This window comes from Paraclostridium sp. AKS73 (assembly GCF_025671395.1).
GTDB lineage: Bacteria > Bacillota > Clostridia > Peptostreptococcales > Peptostreptococcaceae > Paraclostridium > Paraclostridium benzoelyticum.
In genome coordinates, this window is the sequence record NZ_JAIXHU010000004.1 from 1 (window position 1) to 21,781 (window position 21,781).

The window sequence follows — 21,781 nt, forward strand, 5'->3', positions numbered from 1 at the left end:
GTTCATTTTTGTTTTGCCCTTTTCTTAAGGACAAGTAATACTATACCACCTTAATTTAACATCGTCAACACTTTTTTAAAATTTAATTTTATTTTTTATAAATATAAAAAAAGCTTTGAGATTAATCACAAAGCTTCTTAACTATTCTTTAGTTTAAATCAGCTATTATTTCACTTATAACTTGTTTAGGATTTTCTAATGCTATACAAGGCTCTACTTCATAGTATTCAACATCTATGAATCTTTCGATTTCATTTACTTCTTCTATACCTTTATTTATTACAAATAAAACAGCACTTGCATCTTTTATATCTTTTTCAGATATTTCATTTATAATTGTATCTTCATTTTGTATTTCAAATTCAATGTTATAGTTAAATTCTTTCGCCGATTCCTGTAATTTATTTCCACAGTTTATGTCTTCACATATAACTACTATATTATTCATACTCATACCTCTCTTTTTTTAATTCTTGTTATATAGTTATATCATAAAATATAATTTATTTTCATTATAATTTTTTTATATAACTATTCTTTATTATTACATTTTTATGTATCTATTAACTTAATTATTGAAAAATATATAATGAATTTAATATATATTTCATTTTAATTTAGGAGGTAACGTATGTTTTTTATTTATTTGTTTCCAATAATAACATTATCTATTTTTTAATATCTTATTTTAAAGATAGAAGAAGACTTTTTAACGGATTATTTTTCAATATATTTCTTATATCTTTTGCTATTTCATTTACATACTTAGCATTTTCTACAGAAAACCGAATTTTAATAGTTTTATTTTTAATCTTATTTATCATATTTATGATTGTTTCGATATTTGGAATTTACGCCCTTATTTTCGGTTTATTTTTAAATGCTAAAATCGTCATGCAAAAGGAAAGTAGAAATTTATCTAATATGTTGACTCTTTTTTTAGGATTAGCACTTGTTTTCCACTTAGTTTTAACATTTTTTAATCCAGAAAAATTTTTACCAAAAGATATAACTATTTTTTAAGTAGTTTTTTACTTTTAGAATTTTACTTCTTATTTAGTATTTTTAATTTCTTAATGATTTCTTTAATAGCTCAATTTAATAAACCAAAGAAAGATCAAGATTTTATAATCGTATTAGGTAGTAGGGTTTTTGGGGATAAAGTTCCACCTCTACTTGCTAGCAGAATCGATAGAGCTATAAATTTTTACAATGAACAATCTAAGGTTTCTTTTTCTCCTAAAATCATTTTTTCAGGAGGCCAAGGTCCGGATGAAGATATTCCAGAAGGTCTAGCTATGCAAAAATATGCATTAAGTAAAGGGATACCATCTAAAGATACAATTATTGAAGATAAATCAGTTAATACTCTCCAAAATATGAAATTTTCAAAAGTTATTATGGATAATTTAATGCCTAATGGTTATAAAAGTATATTTGTAACTAATAATTATCACGTTTTTAGAGCTAGCATATACGCAAGAATGGCTAGTTTGAAAAGTAATGGTTTAGGATCAAAAACTGCTTATTATTTCCTTCCTAATGCTTTAATAAGAGAGTATATAGCACTTGTTGTAATGAACAAAAAAAGGCATATGATTGTAATATTTATAATATTTGTTTTTCAATTTTACTAGCTCTTATAAATCATTATTTTATTTTACAGCTTAATTAATTATGTTTAACCTTCTTCAAATAGGTATATATTATTATTATTCAAATATATTTTAATATATTTGAGTTTTACTTAGATTGGGGGTATATGTTCATATGTCTAATGAAGTTAAATACTTTTTTTTCATAATATTTATAACCTGCATAATGGGATTTGGAGTTACAATTCCACTTACTCAATTAGGAGTATTAACATACGGTTCTCCTATTTTTATGATTTTTTATGCTTTATCTGGATACTCCCCAGCTATAGCAGGTATACTTACTGTTCACAAATTCTACTCAAAAAATGATTTTAGTAGATTTTTAAAAAGTTGTATAGATATGAAAAGAAGTTTCAAGGAATACCTTTATGTTTTAATTACTATTTTAATTTTATGGACAACACCATTTATAGTTGTATGCTTTTTTAGAGATAAATATATTTTATTAACTTATCCATTAATTTTTTTAACATGGATCGCACCATTTATGATTTTCGGTGGTGGACTTGAAGAAATAGGTTGGAGAGGTTTTTTACTCCCTAAGTTATTGTCCAAGTATTCACCTTTGAAAAGTTCCTTATTAATAGGAATAATTTGGTCTTGCTGGCATTTACCACTTTGGTTTGTTGTTGGGTCTCCTCAACAACATCTAAACTTTTTACCTTTTGCATTAAGCTGTTTAGCATCATCATTTGTTCTAACATTTATATATATGGAAACAAATAGCATTTGGCTATGTATACTGTTTCATGCTTTAGATAATGCATGTTCCTATGTATTTAAATATTCTGTAGATCTTCATATAATAATTTCAATATCTACAGCTATAGTCGGGCTTCTAATTTTATTTATTTCTACTAAGTGCATAAAAAATAGACTAAGATAATTATCTTAGTCTATTTTTTATATTTATTCTATTCTATAGAATTTTTATCTATCTCATCAAAACTATTTGCAACTGCTATAGTTGAAGCCATTGCTCCATTTACATTAAGCATTGTACGTCCCATATCTAATATTGGATCTATAGCAATTATTCCACCTAATAATGGGAAGTATGCTCCTAATCCCATACCTGATATAACAACAGATACAGACATAGTTGCAGTACCAGGAATTCCTGCTATTCCTAAAGAACTTATTGTTATTACTATTAATAACATTACATAGAAACTAAAGTTCATAGTTGTTCCTGACATATTAGCTACAGTCACAGCCATTAACGCTGGGTATATTCCTGCACAACCATTCATACCCATATTAGCTCCTAAACTTCCTACAAAGCTAGATATACCTTGATCTACTTTTAAATTCTCATTTAATGTTTCTATAGTAACTGGTAATGTTCCTAAACTAGATCTTGAAGTAAATGCTAATATAAGAGGTTTAGATGCATTTTTTAAGTATTTAACAGGATTAACCCCATTAATTGATATTATTATTAAGTGCACTATAAACATTATTGCAACACTTACATATAAAGCTAATATGAAATCTATAACACCTACTATAGAAGATATTCCTCTATCAATTATAGAACTTGCCATTAATGCAACTACCGCATATGGCATTAACTTTATAACAGTTATCGATATACTTATTATTATCTTATAAAACGCTTCAATTAAGTCTACAAAAGGTTTAATTGTATCTGCGTGTTTTTTACTCAATCTTTTATTGCTATACCTATAAATCCGGCAAATATAACTATAGCTACAACATTTGCTTGCGCCATAGCATCTACTGGGTTTGATGGTAGTAACCCTCTTAAAGTATCTACTACAGGTGTCACTTCTCTTAATTGTTCTGTAGCTTGTTGAGCTACTTCTTGCCCTACTCCCAGTTTAAATAAATTTCCAACTATTATTCCAACTGCTGCTGCTATAGCTGTTGTTCCAAGTAGCATAAAAATAGTTCTACCTGTCAACTTACCTAAATTTTCACCTTGTTTCAAGTTCATTATAACTCTTACAATTGAAACAAATACTAAAGGTACTACTAGCATTTTTAATAAATCCATAAATCCATATCCAAATAATCCATACCATTTAGATACCTCTGTTAACCAAGTGACTTTTGTAGGGTCATTCGGAAAACCTGCTATAAATTGAATTATTAACCCTAAACCAATTCCCATTGCAATTGATGATATCATCAATTTGGTGAAATTAAGCTTTTTAGTTAATTTTTTGACTATAAAGAATAGTCCTATTAATATTCCTATCGATAACAAAGTTAACCAATTTGTTACCATAAGGAATTCTGAGAAAAATGTGTAATTCATGTGTTCCTCCTTATACTTTTTGCAAAGTTAAAGGCTTTGCTTTTTTATATAATATAACAAGTACTAAAAATTATATCAACTGGTAACTTTTTGGTAACTTCTAATTTTTTTACTTTTCAAAATTTTTAAATTTTAATCATTACATACTATATGTTCGTTGCTCCACTTTATCATATTTGCAATAACATGCAGTAACTCCAACCCTGATTTACTTAAATAATAAGTAGATTCTATACTATTTTTCACTACTTTTTTATTATTTATAACAATATTATTTTCTACTAATAAATCAAGCTGTTGCACTAACATCTTCTTACTACATCCATCTATTTTTCTTTGTAACTCTCCAAATCTAATTTTACTATCTTGGATCTCCCAAACTATCCTTGCTACCCATTTTTTACCAACTATACTAGATAGAGCTTCAACTGGACAGTCAAATGTCATATCACTTACATTGTACATTAATTTGGCCCTCCTATTTTTATTTGTGTATACAAGGTTATAATATCGTCAATATTTTGTCCAATTTTGATTATTATGAATTTTGCATATCCACGTTTTATTATAGCTTTTTTCTATAACTGCTCTTATCCATTATTCAAATAAAAATAACCTAAAATAACAAGATTTAATTTTTCTTGAATTTTAGGTTATTTACTTTATATTATTTTTCTAATCCCATTTGTTTTATTCTTAATTTATCTAACTGTGATATAGCACTTGAAACTGCCATCTGCCCTTGCCCTGCAGACTTTAAGTATTGATATGGCTTACCTGCACAATCTCCCGCAGCATAAAGTCCATCTATATTTGTTCTCATTTCTCTATCAGTTTTTATATGAGGTCCTTCAACTTCTAAACCAGGAACCATATAACTTGGAGATACGCTATCCTTGATAACGAAAACCCCATCCACATCTAGCTCGCTATCTTTTAATACAAGTTTATTTACCAATGTATCTCCCTTTATTTCTATAGGTTTACTATCGATTATTTCTATAGAAGAATCTAACTTATTAGATAAGTTATACATAGGTATATAATAAACTTTTGATGCTATTTCACTTAAAAAGTTTGCATCCTCTTCTCCTTCATGATTGTATCCTATTATAGCTACAACTTTATCTCTATATAATCCAGCATCACATGTTGCACAATATCCTACGCCTTTTCCTAAATATTCTTCTTCCCCTTTAATCATTTTCCCATATTGTACACCTGTAGCTATTATTACAGTTGTAGCTTCATAAATTTCATCTCCAACAGTTAATGCAAAATAATCTCCCATTTGGTATACATTATTAACTCTCTCTTGAGTTATTTCAATCCCCATCTCTTTTACGTGATTAGTAAATTTTTCACTCAACTCGGCTCCACTTACATCATAAATTCCTAGATAATTATCTATAGATGGAGCTTTAACTAATTTATCACTTCCATTGTGAGATCCAAATAATATTATGTTTTTATTACGTATCTTAGCATTTATAGCAGCTGCTAAACCAGCTGGTCCGCTTCCTACGATTGCAATATCATATCTCATATTCAACATTCCTCTCTATATTAATTATATATGAGCTTTCACCATATCTTCTAACTTTTGCTTAGGTATAAACCCAACTAATCTTTCAGCTTCTTCTCCATCTTTAAATACAATTACAGTTGGCACTGTTGTTACTTGGAATTTTCTAGCTAATTCTAAGCTTTGATCTATATCTACTTTTAAAAATTTAGCTTCATCTATATCTCCACTTAATTCGTCGAATACTGGAGCTAACATTTTACATGGACCACACCATGTTGCAAAAAAGTCCACTACTGTTGTTTCACTTGCATTTTCTACCTCTACGTTAAATTCGTCTGTATTTATTATTCTACTCATTTTCATTTCTCCTTTATTTATGTTTTATAATAACTTTAATATATCATCAGTTTTTATCTATAACAATTAGTTACTTATTCGTAACTAGTTTTCTACTTTATTATTACCCTTAAATAAAATTCTTTGTACATTAAATGAAAATATTTAATTAAAAAATAAAAAAATGTAGAACTAATGCTCTACATCTTTTATTTAAATTAAATACCTACTTAAGTTTAGAGTAATACTCAACAACTAAAATATCATTTATTTCTATTGGAACTTCGTTTCTTTCAGGTATTTTAGTAAGAGTTCCCGACACATCATCAATGTCCTTACTTAAGTAAGAATATTGGCTATTAGCATTTTGTTGAAAACTATCAATAAACATAGAGTTCTTTTTAGATTTTTCTCTTAGAGATATCTTTTCTCCTACTGACACTCCATAAGAAGGTCGATCGACTTTATTTCCATTAACTAATATGTGTCCATGCACTACCATTTGACGAGCTTGTCTTATAGAACTCGCTAATCCTAATCTATAAACTAAGTTATCTAGCCTACATTCTAGTAATTGAACTAATACCGTACCTGTTTCTCCTTGAGATTTCATAGCTTTTTTTACATAGTTAGAAAATTGTCTTTCTAAAACCCCGTAATAAGCTCTTAATCTTTGTTTCTCTAGTAATTGCAATCCATACGGCGAAAGTTTTTTATCTGCTCTAGAAGTTCCTCTAGTTGCTCTATCCATAGCTTTTGGATGTCCACACACATTAAGTCCTAACCTTCTACATTGTTTAAATCTAGGTCCCATCATTTTTGCCATAATTATCATCTCCTATAAAATTAGAAATTTTGCCGCGATAACTTTAAGCCTGTATACACTATATCATAATTTTCATTTTATGTAAATGACTTTCATTATCATTAAAAAGAGTCATGTATACAATCATGACTCTTTTTAAGAAGTTTTTTAGTTTTTGAGTGTAATTTTTGGCACAAATCTAAAAGTACTAATAGTTTATGTTACGGACATTAAACTTAAACTATATCTGCGGGATTGAGTACTTTATAAATTTATAGCATCATTTTTGTAGAGAAGGTTTTTCTCTATGTTTTTAGTATAACATAGGTGTTATTCGTTGTAAATGAAAATTATTATCATTAAGGATATAAAAAAAACTAACCAATATAATTTATAATTGGTTAGTCTATTTTATTAATTAAGATCATATAAAATAATTTCATTTTTATCTAAATATTTTTTTACATCTATAACTCTTTGATTAGAAGAACCTCTTAACTTTATAGATAAATTTTTTCGTTCTTCGTCAAATTGTCCATCTATTAATATATCTATATAATTTAAAATCTTTCTTTGATTTTCATTAAATTTTTCTACAGTGTATCCTGTCCATAAATATATAAGTTTATTTGGATAATGACTTTTAAATTCTCTACATAAACTAATTACACCTTCAACATTTTGAGGACATAATGGTTCTCCTCCTAATATTGCTAAATCTCTATATATATTATTTTTATTTATGTTTTCTATAATATAATCTAAGTTTTCTTGCTTAAATTCTTGTCCTCCATCAAAGTCCCATGTCTCTTTATTAAAACATCCTTTACAATGATGTTGGCATCCTTGAGTCCAAAAAGACATAGTTATCCCTAATCCATTAGCTATATCATTATCTTTTATTTTAGAAAATCTCATTTTCATCACTCCAACCTTATAGATGTAAAACTCTTTCGCCTATTTCCTGTGTACGTCCTTTTCCCCACATATTTGCACCTATATATCCACAAGTTCTTCTCATAACTTGCATTTCATTTTTATCTCTATTTCCACAATTAGGGCAATACCATTCTAAATCTTTATCTAACTTTATTTCTCCTGTATAACCACAAGAATAACAAATATCAGGTTTAGTGTTTATCTCGGCATATTGTATATTATGGTATATATAATTTATTATTTGTTCTACTGCAGGTAAGTTTTTACTCATATCAGGAACTTCTATATAACTTATACATCCACCTAAACTTATATCATGAAACTGACTTTCAAATTTTAACTTTTCAAAAGCATCTATCTCTTCGCTTACATGAACATGATATGAATTCGTGTAATACATTCTATCTGTAACATTTTTTATCTCTCCAAATTTTTGTTTATCTATTCTACAAAATCTTGAAGTTAAACTTTCTCCTGGAGTTCCATATAATCCAAATCCAAGACCAGTTTCATCCTTCCATTTTTGGCAAGTGTTATTTAAGTGGTTCATTACTTCAAGTGCAAATTTTTCACCATCTTTAGTAGTATGGCTAACTCCAAGCATAGCTTGTGTCATTTCATACACACCAACATAACCTAAAGAAAGAGTTGAGTATCCATTTTCTAATAATGAATCTATTTTTTCTCCTTTTTTAAGTCTTGCTATACCACCATGTTGCCAATGTATAGGTGATACATCTGATATTACACCTTTTAATAAATCATGTCTAACCATTAGAGCTTCTCTACAAAGTTCTAATCTTTCATCTAATACCTCCCAGAACTTCTCCATATCTTGATTTGCTGTTAATGCAACTTGCACTAAGTTTAAAGAAATTACACCTTGGTTAAATCTTCCATACCATTTATAATTTCCATTCTCGTCCTTCCATGGACTCAAGTGTGATCTACACAACATATCCAATATTTCTATTGGGTCGGACTATCTCTTCACTCCGGTTTACCAAACCATCATCGTGCCTTGCGCTTCCATTGGTGCTAAAATCCAATGTACTCTACTCCCTTACATTTTAAAATGTGGTTTCGATAGTCTCTACACGTTTTCTGTAATAAATTCATCATAATATAATACTCTTTTATTAGTTAATGGTATAAATCTTTTAATATTCTTAGGATTGCTATATATATCCCTATGCTTAATCCATTGCTCTAAAAATGTCCTTCCTACATTATATTTTGTAGGCATCATTTTGTAATATTCTGATTTATTTTTAAACCTTTCAACTATATTTTTATTTTCATCAATAATAATAACTTCTCTATAGTAGTCTATTCCAAGCTGAGCTTTTATCAAATTTTCTATATGTTTATCTGTTTTAGCAACTCCTTTTAAGGATTCACTAGTTTTTCTAATCTCTTCAGATCCTCTTGATCTTCCTTTTAATTTATTACTTATAGCTAGCTTTGTTTCTTCAGACATGTGTTTTCCATACATACCATTCTTTTCACCCTTAAGACCTCCATAAATTCTCATAGGATTCTTATCTCCTATCTTACTTTGTCTTATTTTTCACTAATTATATTTTTATTTGGGTGATTTGATAATGTATCTCCTCCACACTTACCTTTCATAGCTCTAGAGTTATAACCTTTATTAACAGTATCTAGTTTATTAATCCAAAAATATTCTTTTTCATCTAGTTCTTCCTGGTTTCTAGCTATATCTAATTCTTCTATATAAAAGTTTTCGGAACCATACTTTCTAACAGCTCTATAAAATTTAGTATCGTGTTCATATTTTTGATATCCCATATGCCTACTAAATCTCTGCTTTAGAGTTTCTGTTGTCTGCCCTACATATATTTTATTATTGATTTTACAAGTAATTTTATAAACTAAAAAATTTTTCATATGTTTTTATCACCTACTTTTAAATATAAACAATATGACAAATTATTTTTATTACAGAACTTCGCACGATATTACCTTATCTATTCTGACTTAGGTTTCATCGTTAGCCAGTAACTTACTGACACCCCTTTAGCATGGGTTCACAAGGTTTTACATGAGCCGTAGTCTATATAACTATTGTTAACCCATTGGTGGGAATGTGTTTCCTTCGTAATTTTTTCATTATTTTGCACTTTGATAATCAGGTACTAATCTCTTTGTATTACATTTAGCTGCTAATTTAGTAATGTAGTCGTATTTACCACCTTCTAAGCAATTATGCTCATCTAATAGATAAACTAGCTTAGGGAACTCTTCTCCTACTTCTTGTCCTTTGTAGTTTTTCATTCCTTCTAATCTTTGAGCTATCATTTCCTCACAAATTAAAGCCATTTCTCTTTCATACTCACTACCTTCTTCAATTTCTAAGTAAATAGTTGAGAATGGAGATTGACCATTGCTTGTATATAATGTAGATAGTTGATATCTTATAGTTTGAATTCCGTTTTTTAACTCTTCTAACATTCTATCTTCAGCTAAATCTTTAGCCATTTCTTCTGGATACTTATCCTTATATTTGTTTAAATATTTATCATATGAAACTCTTAAAAACGGAGCAATATGTTTTATAGTTATAGAGTTACCTCCATACTGCCCACTAGCAATTTGAGCTATTATCTGTGTAGTAACTGTACAAGCTGTAGTGAATGACTTTGGTGATTCAACTAACTTATTACTTATTACTGTACCATTATTTAGCATATCTTCTAAGTTTATAAGCATACAGTTATGAATAGGTTGTATAGCATAATCCATATCATGATAATGAAGAACTCCCTCATCATGAGCATGTGCTATATGAGCTGGAATTAACTTTCTTCTAGCTATATCTTTTGATACTTCCCCAGCTATTAAATCTCTTTGAGTTGAAGCTAATAAACCATTTTTATTAGAATTTTCATTCATAACATCTTCATTACTGTTATCTAAAAGACCTAAAATACTATCATCTGTAGTATTAACTTCTCTTTTAAATGATTGAACTGCTCTATACCCCTCATATGCTTTAGCTGTTAATTCATGTTTATGATTTATTAAATTTTTATAAACCATATCTTCAACCTTATTAACAGTTGCTACGTCTTTTGTTTGATTAAAACTTAATTCAATTTCATCGGCTATTTCTTTAGCCATTTCTTCTTCATATATTCCACTTCCGTACTTCATAGCTTTTAGTATTGCATTTTCTATTTTTGTTTTATCAAATTTTACAATACTGCCATCTCTTTTAATTATATTTAATTGTTTATTCATAAAACTCTCCTTTTGTCTAATACATATTGATTGATTAAATTTTATTCTACAAAAGTATTGACTTTTATAATTTTATGTTGTTCATATAAGCATTTTTCATACTATATGTAGTAAGCACATAGTCCATTCTATACCATATATAGTATATATTCAAGTTGGTTAATACCCATATTTTTTAAATTTCCTCATAAAAATTTAAAAGAAACCGCTCTAAATCTACACTCTAGATACTAGTTCTTTCTTTTTTATTTTTATTAATTTTTTACGCTTGAAAAATTATACTCTCTAATGCATTGTTGTTAATTTATGAAACTTAGTTATACCAATATTCTATAATTTTAGAGTAAAAAACTTTTTGAGCAACGGACAAAGTCGTTGGCGACATGAGCGAAGCGAATTTTATATGTTATTTAATACTGGCGCTAATGATGAATCATTAAAAAATGTATTTGCATTATATAAGTAAAGTAAATCCGTAACATTCTTTTCTTTAATCAATTTTTCTATATCTTCATAATAATATCTTGGATCTACCATTATAATCTCTTTGTAAAATGGAGTTAAAAATTGAACAAAGCTATTTGCATAAGAATCTTTTATTAGTAGCAAGGTTTTATCACTTTCACTTGTAGTTTTTATATCTACAACTGGATGATTTCCACCTAAGAAAACTTCATACTTATCCTTTTTTTTCAATGCTTCACTATCATATATAGTAGGAGATTTTTCTTTTCTTCTTTATATTCTACTATCACTTGATCATTTTTATCTTTAGGTGTATATATATCAACTTGATCAGGCTTTACTTTGTACCCGCTCTTTGAATATAGTGTTCCATAAAACTCATTTGAAACTCTGTACTTGTCATAACTATTGGATTCAGATTTTAACCCTGATAGCTTAGCAAAATCTAAAAAAGCATAATATGCACCTAATGTAGTCCAGTGGTGATCCGTTTTATAATATATATATTCATCTTTATGTTTTTTCATTTCACTTGATACATTTATAAAATCTATTTTGTTATCAATAGATTTTGATAGTTTATTTAAATATTCATCTTGATTATAAACAGGAGCAAATGCTGGTAATTTATCATCTAGTATATTAACAGCAGTTGGTGCTATTAACATACTTGTCTTCATATCCTTATGTTTATTCGCAAACTTATTTATAGCTTCTATATTAGCATTTAAATACTCTTCATTTGGTTTTCCAAAACTTTCTATTAAATACCCATCATCACATTTAAATACACCGTTTTCACTATTTTTACCCATGAGGTCGTCAGCTTTAGTTTTAATTTGAATAAATTTATCTCTTCCAACCATTTGATCAATAGTATATTTTTCGTATTTTTTTGTATATCTACCTTCAAATAATCTATCTAGTGTAAATTTAGGCTTTTGTTCTAGAAGTCTATTCTCATTTTCTGAAAACTGTTTATCCTTAACTAGTAAATTAAGACCTACAAATGAAAATATAGTTACTAAAAACATTATTGCCATCAATTTTGAATATGCATTTATATACTTACGATTATTTTTTTTTGTAAATTTCAAAGTCCTCACCCCTTATTAGAATCTAAAGTATAAGAAAGGATTATATGTTTCATTTACTAAATATGCTATGCTTAAAAATAACAAAACAAATTGAATTATTACAGTCAATGTAACACCTTCCATTTTTCCATTTTGAATAATTTTTTTAAATACCTTATTAACTATAGGTGTAGAACATAATATTAAAATTATTAAAAGAATTAAGTTTGTATGTAAATAATAAATAAATGTTGAATCTATTATTTTATTTCCATTTAAGAAAAACATTACTTTTATGTATTCCAAAGATTTTTGTATACTTTCAATTCCAAAAAATGTCCATCCAATCATAACTAGTACCATTGTGTATATATGTTGGATAAAGCCAGGCATTTTCTCTAATATATTTTTTAATAAAAACTTCTCTATCATTAAAATCAATCCATAGTATAAGCCCCATAATATAAAGTTCCAATCAGCTCCATGCCATAGTCCTGTAAGAAACCATACTATACATAAATTTCTAAGTTGGAATATAGTACTACATCTATTACCACCTAAAGGTATATAAACATATTCTCTAAACCAACTTCCTAAGGATATATGCCATCTTCTCCAAAATTCAGTAACACTTTTAGATATGTATGGATAATTAAAGTTCTCAATAAAATCAAATCCTAGCATTTTACCAAGACCTATTGCCATATCAGAATATCCACTAAAGTCAAAGTATAGTTGCAAAGTATATGCACCTATCGCAAGCCAAGCCGTTAAAACAGATATTTCACTTGCATCATATTGTTGTATACTTGTAAATATCATACCTATATTGTTAGCAAGTAACACCTTTTTAGAAAGACCTTGTATAAATCTATCTACACCTTCCCCAAACTTGTTCATACTATGAGTTCTGTATTTTAGTTGGTAATCTATATCTGTATATCTAACAATAGGACCTGCAACTAACTGTGGAAACATCGTTACATAAAGGCCAAACGATATTAAGCTTTTTGAACTTTTACCTTATTTAAATACACATCAATAACATATGATAATGTTTGAAACGTATAAAATGATATACCTATTGGAAGTGGTAGCTGATTGTATCCAATATTTAAAGAAAATATGCCATTTATATTTTCAATTAAAAATCCATAATATTTGAAAAAACCTAATATACCTAAATTCACTAAAACCGCAAATATAAATATTCGTTTAGATTTAATCTTATTTCTTCTATATTTATTTATAAGTAACCCTATTAAATAATCAAATACAGTAGTAAACATCATGAGAAAAACATATACAGGCTCTCCCCATGCATAAAAAATCAAACTAATTAACAACAGTACTATATTTTTCATTTTTCTAGGCGAAATGTAATATAGAATTAAGGTTATAGGTAAAAAAGTAAATAAAAATACTATACTACTAAAAACCATTTGTTTACCTCTCTTTTTTAATTTTTGATACTTTCTTTAAATGAATCAGTCAGTTTATCTAAATCCTTTGAAACTGCATAAAATACAAAGTTACCTTTATCTTTGACTTCGTAATCTTGAAGTAATGCTACTTGTTTTGGTCCATATCCACTAAAACTTTCAATTTGTTTATTAACTCTACTATCTATAGCATCTTCTATTCCTTGAATTTGCCCCTTATCCTTTACTTTTATCACAAGCATCTCTTCTACATCCATAGTAGATTTAGGTATGTATATTGAAAAATCTTCAAACTCACTAGAGTTTAAACCAAAAAATCTTCTTAAAGATTTGCTATCACTTTTTTCCATATTGTTTAAATTAACAGTTTTGCTAATATCTTCAGTTATACTTCTAGCAGATTTATCATTATTTATTCCACATCCACTAACAATAAACATCGTACATACAAAACTAAGAGTCAAAATACACTTTTTAAATTTTCTCAAAATACTCACTCCTATCTATAAATTAGTCTTAATTTTTAACATATTTAAATAACCATTATAAAATTTAGGACTAAAATGTATACCATCCGGCGCATATAAGTTGCTTTTTGAGTTAACGCTATCATTAACATCGATAAATTCTACATTTAAAGCCTTACACATACCTTCTAACGCCTTATTAAAACTATATACATTCTTAAAACTATGCTCTTTTTCCATAGCTGCTTGAGTTGTTGGTATTATAGAAGTTACATATATTTTAGAACTCGGTAATTTTCGTTCAATGTCTTTTATAAGTATTTCATAGTTATTAATAAAGTCCTTAGAGTTACTAAACAATTGTAAATCATTCATTCCATAAGTTAAAAACACATTACTAGGTGAAAGGTTAACAACTTCTGATACATCTCCTTTTGCCTGTATTACATTTCTTCCTTTATATGCTACAACTGATGATGGACTTAAAAAACCATATTCTGTTAGTCCCTCACCTCTTGAGTCCCCCATTATTACAGAATCATCAAATACTTTTTCAAAGTTTGCATTATCTTTGTTTTCATCTATATTCGAACTGTCGTCGCTATTTTTTTCAATTTCATTTCTTATACTTGATATATCTTCTGATTCTAATTCTTTTATTTTAGCTACGCCTTTTTCCGGATTTACTTCTGCTTGGCCGAATTTGATTTTATATATATGCCTCGCAAAGCCTAATAAAATTAATATAGCGCCTCCGATCAACACAATTTTCATAGTACGAACATATAAAATTTTCCTCATAAGTGTCACTTCTTTCTTACATATAATATTAAATTTCTTACCATATAAAATAATTATATATTATACTCTTTTTCTTCCATTTTTTGTATAAATTTTTTTTACAGTTTTGTTAATTATTTTCGACATATTATTTTTCATTCGACATGATATTATAATAACAAAAGGCATTGCCAATTTCTATGACAATGCCTTAATTTCAATAATTTAACATTTTATTTTTCTATTACAGTATATTTTTCAGCAAATTTAACTGGATGATATGAAAGCTTTGCTTTTCTAAGACCTTCTATCCCTAAATCTTCTTCTCTATTAACAAATTCAACATCACTAAATTCATTTAATAAGAACTGTTGGTTAATATAAGGGTACAACCCTCTTATATCTGCATTTGCTTTTTCAACATGTATTACCGCCATATTATCATTTAACATTTCTCCAATAGAAAATGCTTCTAATTTAGAGTCAATATATATACCACTTATCTTTAATGTCTCTTTTAATTTTTCATAATTCTTAAATATTCTTTTTATTGCTTTAAATTCACTATCTAGTTCTATACTTTCCTCTTTATCTTTTGACCACTCTTTTAATAAATTTATACATTCATCAAAGTCTGCTTCTTCTAACTTTTTATATTCTACTCTATCACCATATTCTTTAACAAAACTATTTAGGTGGTTTCTTTTCTTTTGATTTTTTCTTCCTGCTAAAGTTCTTAGACTTTCTCCATCATATATATAATCAAAATTGTTGCGTTCTTCAATATATTCGAATCTATCTCCATAAACACTTTGTAAGTATTCAACGACTTCTTTATTTATAGCTTTTAAATGAATTTGTTTGTGTTGTTTTTCAAAGTTTTTAATTATAAAATCAAAAGCTTTATTCATATTTTCTTTTTTAGCTAAAGGCAATATTATAAAACCTTTGTTTTCATATTCTCCTGCAACTATAGCAAAATCCTCTTCAACATAGTACTTTGTATTATATAAATCTTTCCACATATATAATGTAGTAAAGCAATACTCACATGCTTCGTAATCAACTAAATCAAAATATTTATCTAATATGTTTTTACAATCTATTTCTATATCCTTAAACACAATAAATTACCTCCAAATCAATATATCATATATTACATTATATCAAATTTAATTGATTTAATTAATTAGTTACTTTTTCGTAACCATGTTTGAAATTGTCAATTTATTTATCAAAAAATTTGTTACAGTTTTGTTATATTGTATTTAATTTAAAGTTGTATAATTATATTAGACTTGATTTTATACATTAGAGGAGAGGATTAGAAATTGGCTTATGCAAAAGGAAAACATAGCGTAAAAAAGAAGCAAAAACTAAACAAGCAAAAAGTTAAACTTATTGCTTTACCCATAGTATTATCATTAGGTATATTTATAGGATATAAAGAAGTATCAAATGCATTTTCAAGCACAGTTGGATATGCAAGCCCAAAAACTGTTGAGTTGTCTAAGGAATTACTTGAATCAAAAGATCCTGTAATTCAAAAATTAATAGACTTAGCTCCTGTGTATCCTAAAATTTATGAAATACTAAAAAATCCAAGTGAGTATCCTCCTGAGTTTTTAGTCATGGCATCTAAAAAACCTGAAACAATAGATTTTGTCGCTGACTTTGTAAATCATAAAGGTGGACAAACTGAAGTATCAACACCTGTTGAAGGAAGTTATACAAAAGGCGAAATACCTTTATACATGCAATGGGATGAAAGATGGGGTTATGATAAATATGGTCCTGATTATTTCGCAATTAATGGTTGTGGTCCAACAGCCCTATCAATGGTTGCTGTAGGTCTTACTGGAAATGAAAACTTAAGTCCAAAATATATTGAAAACTTTAGTGTTAAAAACGGATATCTAGTAGATGGTGTTGGTACAGCTTGGTCATTAATGACTGATGGAGCTAAAAAACTAGGCCTTAAAGGCAAAGTTATACCTTTAAGTGCTTCAATCATTATCTCAAACCTTGAAAAAGGAAATCCAGTTATAGCAACCATGGGACCCGGTCATTTTACAACAGAAGGCCATTATATTGTATTAACTGGTGTTACTGATGACGGAAAAATAATAGTTAATGACTCTGATAGTAAAGAAAGAAGTAGCAAAACTTGGGATGTTGACGTATTTTTAAAAGAAGCTAAAAATGTATGGGCATTTAGCGTTTAAGTCTAATACTTATATTGATTTATATAAAAAGAAGCTAATTCAATTGAATTAGCTTCTTTTTATATAATTAATGAGTAAAACCATATTTTTTATTTTCTGCTTTTTTACCATGAACTAATATAGTTGCTTTATTTAAATCATCTATAGCTGTATTTAAGTCTCTTATAAATAATTCAGCCATGTCATAACTTAAATCTGCTCTACATACTATACGTTGTATTATAACTTTATCTAGATTAACAGGTAATGGATATGCTGGTATTTGCCATCCTTTCATTGCTAATCTATCTGCTAAATCATATAATGTCCATTGTACAGCATCTTCATTTCTTAATCTATAACATACTATAGGTAAATTTTCACCATCATTGTATATCTTAAATAATCCTGTATTTTCAATTTCTTTAGATAGGTACATCGCTACATCTTTTGTACGTTGATGTATTTGTCTATATCCTTCAAATCCAAGTCTTAAGAAGTTGTAATATTGTCCTATTACTTGACTTGCTGATCTTGAGAAGTTTATTGCCATCGTTGGCATTGATCCTCCTAAGTAACTTACTTCAAATATTAATTCTTTTGGTAAGTACTCTTCATCTTTCCATATTACCCATCCTATACCTGGGTATACTAATCCGTATTTATGTCCTGATGTACTTATTGATACTACATTTTTTAATCTAAAGTCCCACTCAAGTTCAGGATCTATAAATGGTGTAAATAATCCACCTGATGCAGCATCTACATGTATTGGTACACTTATTTTTGCTGTTTTATTGTATTCTTCAATTAATGCATCTAATGCTTTTATGTCATCAAATTTCCCTGTATATGTTATTCCAAGTAATGCTGCTATACCAATTGTATAGTCATCTACATAATCTAAAACTTTGTCTATATCTAAACTCATATGTTCTTCATCCATTGGTACAGTACGCATCTCTATATCCCAGTATACACAGAATTTTTCCCAACAAACTTGATATCCTGAAGATACTACTAAGTTTGGTTTTTTCTTTGTTGTATCTATTCCTAATTTTTCTGCTCTGTTTCTCCATCTAAATTTCATAGCCATACCACCAAGCATACATGCTTCTGATGATCCTACTGTTGATGTTCCTATATAGCTTAACTCTTTTGGTGCATTCCATAAGTTTGCTATCATATCAACACATCTATTTTCCATTTCTGTTGTTTGTGGATATTCAGATTTATCTATAGCATTTTTTTCTAATGTTTCTGCCATAAGTTGTGTTGCTTCCTCTTCCATATATGTTTGACAGAATGTCGCTAAGTTAAGTCTTGCATTACCTTCATTCATTAACTCGTCTTTTATTAATCTATACGCTATGTTTGGAGCAATAGAATCTTTCCCTATTACGTCTTTTGGAATATTAGAGCCAGACTCTATTGTCCCAAACACTGGTGTACTATAATCATCTTCTTTTTTAAATAACATTTTGAAAAACCTCCCTGAATTACAATGCTTGTCTTTTTATTAATTAATTTTATTTATATTATCTACTCTTCTTACATGTAATTGAATATATTACAAAAGGTATTAATACTGTTACTACAAAACTTACACTTAATATAGTTAAATATTCATGTATACTCTTACCAACTAACTGACTTGGTGGGAAAAATGATATAATCAATGCAAATATTGAAGTTAAGAAACCGCATGCGGCAACTATTAATTTAAATATTTTTCCACCAGGAACTTGATAAGAACGTTTTAAATCATCTCTTTTTAGTATTAATTTAAAGTACCCTATGAAGAATAGTAAATATCCTACTAAATATATAACTACTGTTAGTGATATAGCTGTAAGAAATGAAACATTGTCTCCTCCACCGCCAAGTGTAAGAACCGCTGCCCATATTGTAACTACTATCCCTTGTACAAAAACTAAGTTTACTGGAACATCATGTTTATTAGTTTTAGTTAATGATTTTGGTAAAATTCCTTTTTGAGCTGCTATATACATACCTCTTGAAGGTCCTACAACCCATGCACTAACTTCACCCATTACACCTAATGCTAATAGTAATGCTATTAATTTTACAATCCATGTTCCATTTGGTATAAAATGTAGTATTAAAACTTTAAAAGTATCAACTACTCCTGAACTTAAATTTAAATCACCTTGTGGAATTACAGCTGCAACTGTTAATCCTCCAATTGTGTTAAGTACTATAGCTACTATAACTAATATAATCATAGCTAATGGATAATTGCGTTTTGAATTCTCTAATTCATTTACATGTGATGCTGATGCTTCAACTCCCATATATGCTAGTATAAATGATACAAAAACAACTAATGTATTTACTTTTGAAAAGTCAGGAACAAAATATCTAGCTCCTATCTTTACATCAATTGGATTACCTTGTACTAAATAAGCTATAGATATTCCAAATAATATTATTGCTGGTATAGCTATTCCAAGTATAAATCCAGCTTTTGCTATTTTAGCAGTATTCTTTGTTCCACCTAATTGTGTTAATGTTAATCCCCAGAATATAACTAAAACTGCTATAAATTTTAAAACAGGAACATTGTTTAATGCATTCCAGTTGAATATATATGAAACACAACCTAATATAAAATAAATCATTGTTACAAATCCAACTGTTATTTGGAACCATTGAAAAAATATCGCTGCAAATCCGAATCTTTCTCCTAAAGTATTTCCAACCCAAGCAAATATTCCACCTTCTTGCCAGCCATCAACTGTGGCCATTTCTGCTGCACACAATGCTACAGGTAAAAACCATAATATTCCTCCAAGTAAAAGGAAAAATACTAAATTAAATCCTGATGTAGCAAATGTAGGATACTCATATACAGTCATAACCATTGATGCAGTCATTGCGAAGAATGCAAACAAAGTAAGTGAATTACCTCTAGCTGCGTTTTCTTCTTTCATGTCAATCATCTCCTATTTTGTCTTAATTCTTCTCAATGTAAATTATCATAGGCCTAAAATAATTTCTTAATTTTATATTGTATATTTACCCTATTATAATCCTATTAAACTTTTTGCAAAAAAAGTTTCATTTTATTTTTATTTTGCAATTTAAGCTTCATTAGCCTTCAATTTAACAAACAATAAAAAAAGTCTTAGTATTTTTTAAATAATACTAAGACTTTTTCAATCTATACTATATTTTTTATATTAGTGAGTAAATCCGTACACTTTGTTTTCTGGTTCTTTACCATGAACTAATACATTTGCATCATTTAAATCTTTTATAGCTGTTTTTAAATCTCTTATAAATAATTCAGCCATATCATGACTTAAGTCTGCTCTACATACTATACGTTGTATTATTGTTTTATCTAGGTTAATTGGTAATGGATATGCTGGTATTTGCCATCCTTTCATTGCTAATCTATCTGCTAGGTCGTATAATGTCCATTCCACATTAGCATTATCAATCAATCTATAACATACTATTGGTAAATTTTCTCCATTATTATAAATTTTGAATAATCCTGTTTTCTCTATTTCATCAGATAAGTACATAGCTACATCTTTTGTACGTTGATGTATTTCTCTGTATCCTTCAAATCCAAGTCTTAAGAAGTTATAGTATTGTCCTATTACTTGACTTGCTGATCTTGAGAAGTTTATTGCCATTGTTGGCATTGATCCTCCTAAGTAACTTACTTCAAATATTAATTCTTTTGGTAAGTACTCTTCATCTTTCCATATTACCCATCCTATACCTGGGTATACTAATCCGTATTTATGTCCTGATGTACTTATTGATACTACATTTTTCAATCTAAAATCCCATTCCATATCTGGATCTATAAATGGTGTAAATAATCCACCTGATGCTGCATCTACATGTATTGGTACACTTATTTTTGCTGTTTTATTGTGTTCTTCAAGTAATGCATCTAATGCTTTTATATCATCAAATTTTCCTGTATATGTTATACCTTGTAATGCTACAACACCTATTGTGTAGTCATCCACATAATCTAAAACTTTACCCACGTCTAAGCTCATATGTTCTTCATCCATTGGTACTAAACGCATTTCTATATCCCAGTATACACAGAATTTTTCCCAACAAACTTGGAATCCTGATGATACTACTAAGTTTGGTTTTCTCTTTGTTGTATCTATTCCTAATTTTTCTGCTCTGTTTCTCCATCTAAATTTCATTGCCATACCACCAAGCATACATGCTTCTGATGATCCTACTGTTGATGTTCCTATATAATTTAATTCTTTTGGTGAATTCCATAAGTTTGCTATCATATTTACACATCTGTTTTCCATTTCTGTTGTTTGTGGGTATTCAGATTTGTCTATAGCATTTTTTTCTAATGTTTCTGCCATAAGTTTTGTTGCTTCATCTTCCATATATGTTTGACAGAATGTTGCTAAGTTAAGTCTTGCATTTCCTTCATTCATTAACTCATCTTTAATTAATCTGTAAGCTAAATTTGGAGCAATAGAATCTTTCCCTAAAACATCTTTTGGCACGCTA

General features: G+C 28.2%; 22 protein-coding genes and 2 pseudogenes. 3 read left to right on the forward strand and 21 right to left on the reverse strand.

The genetic code is table 11. From position 1 onward, the window contains the following. Positions 1-148 precede the first annotated feature (148 nt). A complete protein-coding gene (locus tag LEQ07_RS03645) occupies positions 149-448 on the reverse strand; it encodes a hypothetical protein (RefSeq protein ID WP_046822057.1) in 300 nt (99 codons plus the stop codon). Between the two features lie 628 nt (positions 449-1,076). Between LEQ07_RS03645 and LEQ07_RS03650 the strand changes: the two genes are divergently transcribed. Beyond that, complete coding sequence (locus tag LEQ07_RS03650) at positions 1,077-1,637, forward strand: YdcF family protein (protein WP_263329594.1); 561 nt, start codon at positions 1,077-1,079, stop codon at positions 1,635-1,637. 133 nt (positions 1,638-1,770) lie between these two features. Then, positions 1,771-2,544: a CPBP family intramembrane glutamic endopeptidase gene (locus LEQ07_RS03655; protein WP_263329595.1), complete on the forward strand. Its 774-nt coding sequence runs from the start codon at positions 1,771-1,773 to the stop codon at positions 2,542-2,544. 28 nt (positions 2,545-2,572) lie between these two features. Here LEQ07_RS03655 and LEQ07_RS20675 read toward each other — a convergent pair whose 3' ends face one another. From LEQ07_RS20675 to LEQ07_RS03735, 17 genes and pseudogenes are all read right to left on the reverse strand, one after another. Beyond that, complete coding sequence (locus LEQ07_RS20675; protein ID WP_332842889.1) at positions 2,573-3,328, reverse strand: cation:dicarboxylate symporter family transporter; 756 nt, start codon at positions 3,326-3,328, stop codon at positions 2,573-2,575. Continuing rightward, positions 3,325-3,942: a cation:dicarboxylate symporter family transporter gene (locus tag LEQ07_RS20680; protein WP_332842890.1), complete on the reverse strand. Its 618-nt coding sequence runs from the start codon at positions 3,940-3,942 to the stop codon at positions 3,325-3,327. Before LEQ07_RS20680 ends, LEQ07_RS20675 begins: the two co-directional genes overlap by 4 nt. Before the next feature lie 132 nt (positions 3,943-4,074). Beyond that, positions 4,075-4,407, reverse strand: a complete 333-nt coding sequence (locus LEQ07_RS03665; protein WP_035118054.1) for a winged helix-turn-helix transcriptional regulator — start codon at positions 4,405-4,407, stop codon at positions 4,075-4,077. A gap of 202 nt (positions 4,408-4,609) precedes the next feature. Next, the gene (locus LEQ07_RS03670) at positions 4,610-5,488 is read right to left on the reverse strand and encodes an NAD(P)/FAD-dependent oxidoreductase (protein ID WP_332842891.1); all 879 of its coding nucleotides are present in this window, start codon (positions 5,486-5,488) and stop codon (positions 4,610-4,612) included. 24 nt (positions 5,489-5,512) lie between these two features. Continuing rightward, the gene (trxA, locus tag LEQ07_RS03675) at positions 5,513-5,827 is read right to left on the reverse strand and encodes a thioredoxin (protein ID WP_046823727.1); all 315 of its coding nucleotides are present in this window, start codon (positions 5,825-5,827) and stop codon (positions 5,513-5,515) included. A gap of 205 nt (positions 5,828-6,032) precedes the next feature. Then, positions 6,033-6,632: a 30S ribosomal protein S4 gene (gene rpsD, locus LEQ07_RS03680; protein ID WP_046823726.1), complete on the reverse strand. Its 600-nt coding sequence runs from the start codon at positions 6,630-6,632 to the stop codon at positions 6,033-6,035. A gap of 393 nt (positions 6,633-7,025) precedes the next feature. Continuing rightward, the gene (gene nrdG, locus LEQ07_RS03685) at positions 7,026-7,529 is read right to left on the reverse strand and encodes an anaerobic ribonucleoside-triphosphate reductase activating protein (RefSeq protein ID WP_263329596.1); all 504 of its coding nucleotides are present in this window, start codon (positions 7,527-7,529) and stop codon (positions 7,026-7,028) included. 16 nt (positions 7,530-7,545) lie between these two features. Further along, positions 7,546-8,508 carry an anaerobic ribonucleoside-triphosphate reductase gene (gene nrdD, locus LEQ07_RS03690; protein WP_332842892.1) on the reverse strand — a complete coding sequence of 321 codons (963 nt, stop codon included), beginning with the start codon at positions 8,506-8,508 and terminating at the stop codon, positions 7,546-7,548. 135 nt (positions 8,509-8,643) lie between these two features. Continuing rightward, entirely contained in the window at positions 8,644-9,084 is a 441-nt protein-coding gene (locus LEQ07_RS03695; RefSeq protein ID WP_263329597.1) for an NUMOD3 domain-containing DNA-binding protein, read from the reverse strand. 29 nt (positions 9,085-9,113) lie between these two features. Continuing rightward, entirely contained in the window at positions 9,114-9,461 is a 348-nt protein-coding gene (locus tag LEQ07_RS03700; RefSeq protein ID WP_263329598.1) for a GIY-YIG nuclease family protein, read from the reverse strand. Between the two features lie 183 nt (positions 9,462-9,644). Continuing rightward, positions 9,645-10,814, reverse strand: a pseudogene (gene nrdD / locus LEQ07_RS03705) (anaerobic ribonucleoside-triphosphate reductase); the annotation flags it as partial. A 399-nt stretch (positions 10,815-11,213) separates the two neighbouring features. Further along, positions 11,214-12,322: pseudogene (locus tag LEQ07_RS03715) on the reverse strand (DHHW family protein). Positions 12,323-12,391: 69 nt separating this feature from the next. Next, positions 12,392-13,333 carry an MBOAT family O-acyltransferase gene (locus LEQ07_RS03720; RefSeq protein WP_332842894.1) on the reverse strand — a complete coding sequence of 314 codons (942 nt, stop codon included), beginning with the start codon at positions 13,331-13,333 and terminating at the stop codon, positions 12,392-12,394. 23 nt (positions 13,334-13,356) lie between these two features. Then, positions 13,357-13,797 carry a hypothetical protein gene (locus LEQ07_RS20685; protein ID WP_332842895.1) on the reverse strand — a complete coding sequence of 147 codons (441 nt, stop codon included), beginning with the start codon at positions 13,795-13,797 and terminating at the stop codon, positions 13,357-13,359. 17 nt (positions 13,798-13,814) lie between these two features. Continuing rightward, a complete protein-coding gene (locus LEQ07_RS03725; RefSeq protein ID WP_052952038.1) occupies positions 13,815-14,285 on the reverse strand; it encodes a DUF4358 domain-containing protein in 471 nt (156 codons plus the stop codon). Positions 14,286-14,300: 15 nt separating this feature from the next. After that, a complete protein-coding gene (locus tag LEQ07_RS03730; RefSeq protein ID WP_084822068.1) occupies positions 14,301-15,065 on the reverse strand; it encodes a GDSL-type esterase/lipase family protein in 765 nt (254 codons plus the stop codon). A 212-nt stretch (positions 15,066-15,277) separates the two neighbouring features. After that, positions 15,278-16,171 carry a DUF2156 domain-containing protein gene (locus LEQ07_RS03735; protein ID WP_046823169.1) on the reverse strand — a complete coding sequence of 298 codons (894 nt, stop codon included), beginning with the start codon at positions 16,169-16,171 and terminating at the stop codon, positions 15,278-15,280. Positions 16,172-16,375: 204 nt separating this feature from the next. Here LEQ07_RS03735 and LEQ07_RS03740 point away from each other — a divergent pair, with 204 nt between their 5' ends. Beyond that, the gene (locus LEQ07_RS03740) at positions 16,376-17,269 is read left to right on the forward strand and encodes a C39 family peptidase (protein WP_046823168.1); all 894 of its coding nucleotides are present in this window, start codon (positions 16,376-16,378) and stop codon (positions 17,267-17,269) included. 67 nt (positions 17,270-17,336) lie between these two features. On the opposite strand, the gene LEQ07_RS03745 is transcribed toward LEQ07_RS03740, so the two are convergent. From LEQ07_RS03745 to LEQ07_RS03755, 3 genes are all read right to left on the reverse strand, one after another. Further along, positions 17,337-18,728 (reverse strand): glutamate decarboxylase, encoded by a 1,392-nt coding sequence (locus LEQ07_RS03745; RefSeq protein ID WP_046823167.1) that lies wholly within the window; start codon positions 18,726-18,728, stop codon positions 17,337-17,339. A 58-nt stretch (positions 18,729-18,786) separates the two neighbouring features. Further along, on the reverse strand, positions 18,787-20,202 hold the full coding sequence (gene gadC / locus LEQ07_RS03750) for a glutamate:gamma-aminobutyrate antiporter (RefSeq protein WP_046823166.1): 1,416 nt from the start codon (positions 20,200-20,202) through the stop codon (positions 18,787-18,789). A 249-nt stretch (positions 20,203-20,451) separates the two neighbouring features. Next, positions 20,452-21,777 (reverse strand): glutamate decarboxylase, encoded by a 1,326-nt coding sequence (locus LEQ07_RS03755; protein ID WP_442952396.1) that lies wholly within the window; start codon positions 21,775-21,777, stop codon positions 20,452-20,454. Positions 21,778-21,781 lie beyond the last annotated feature (4 nt).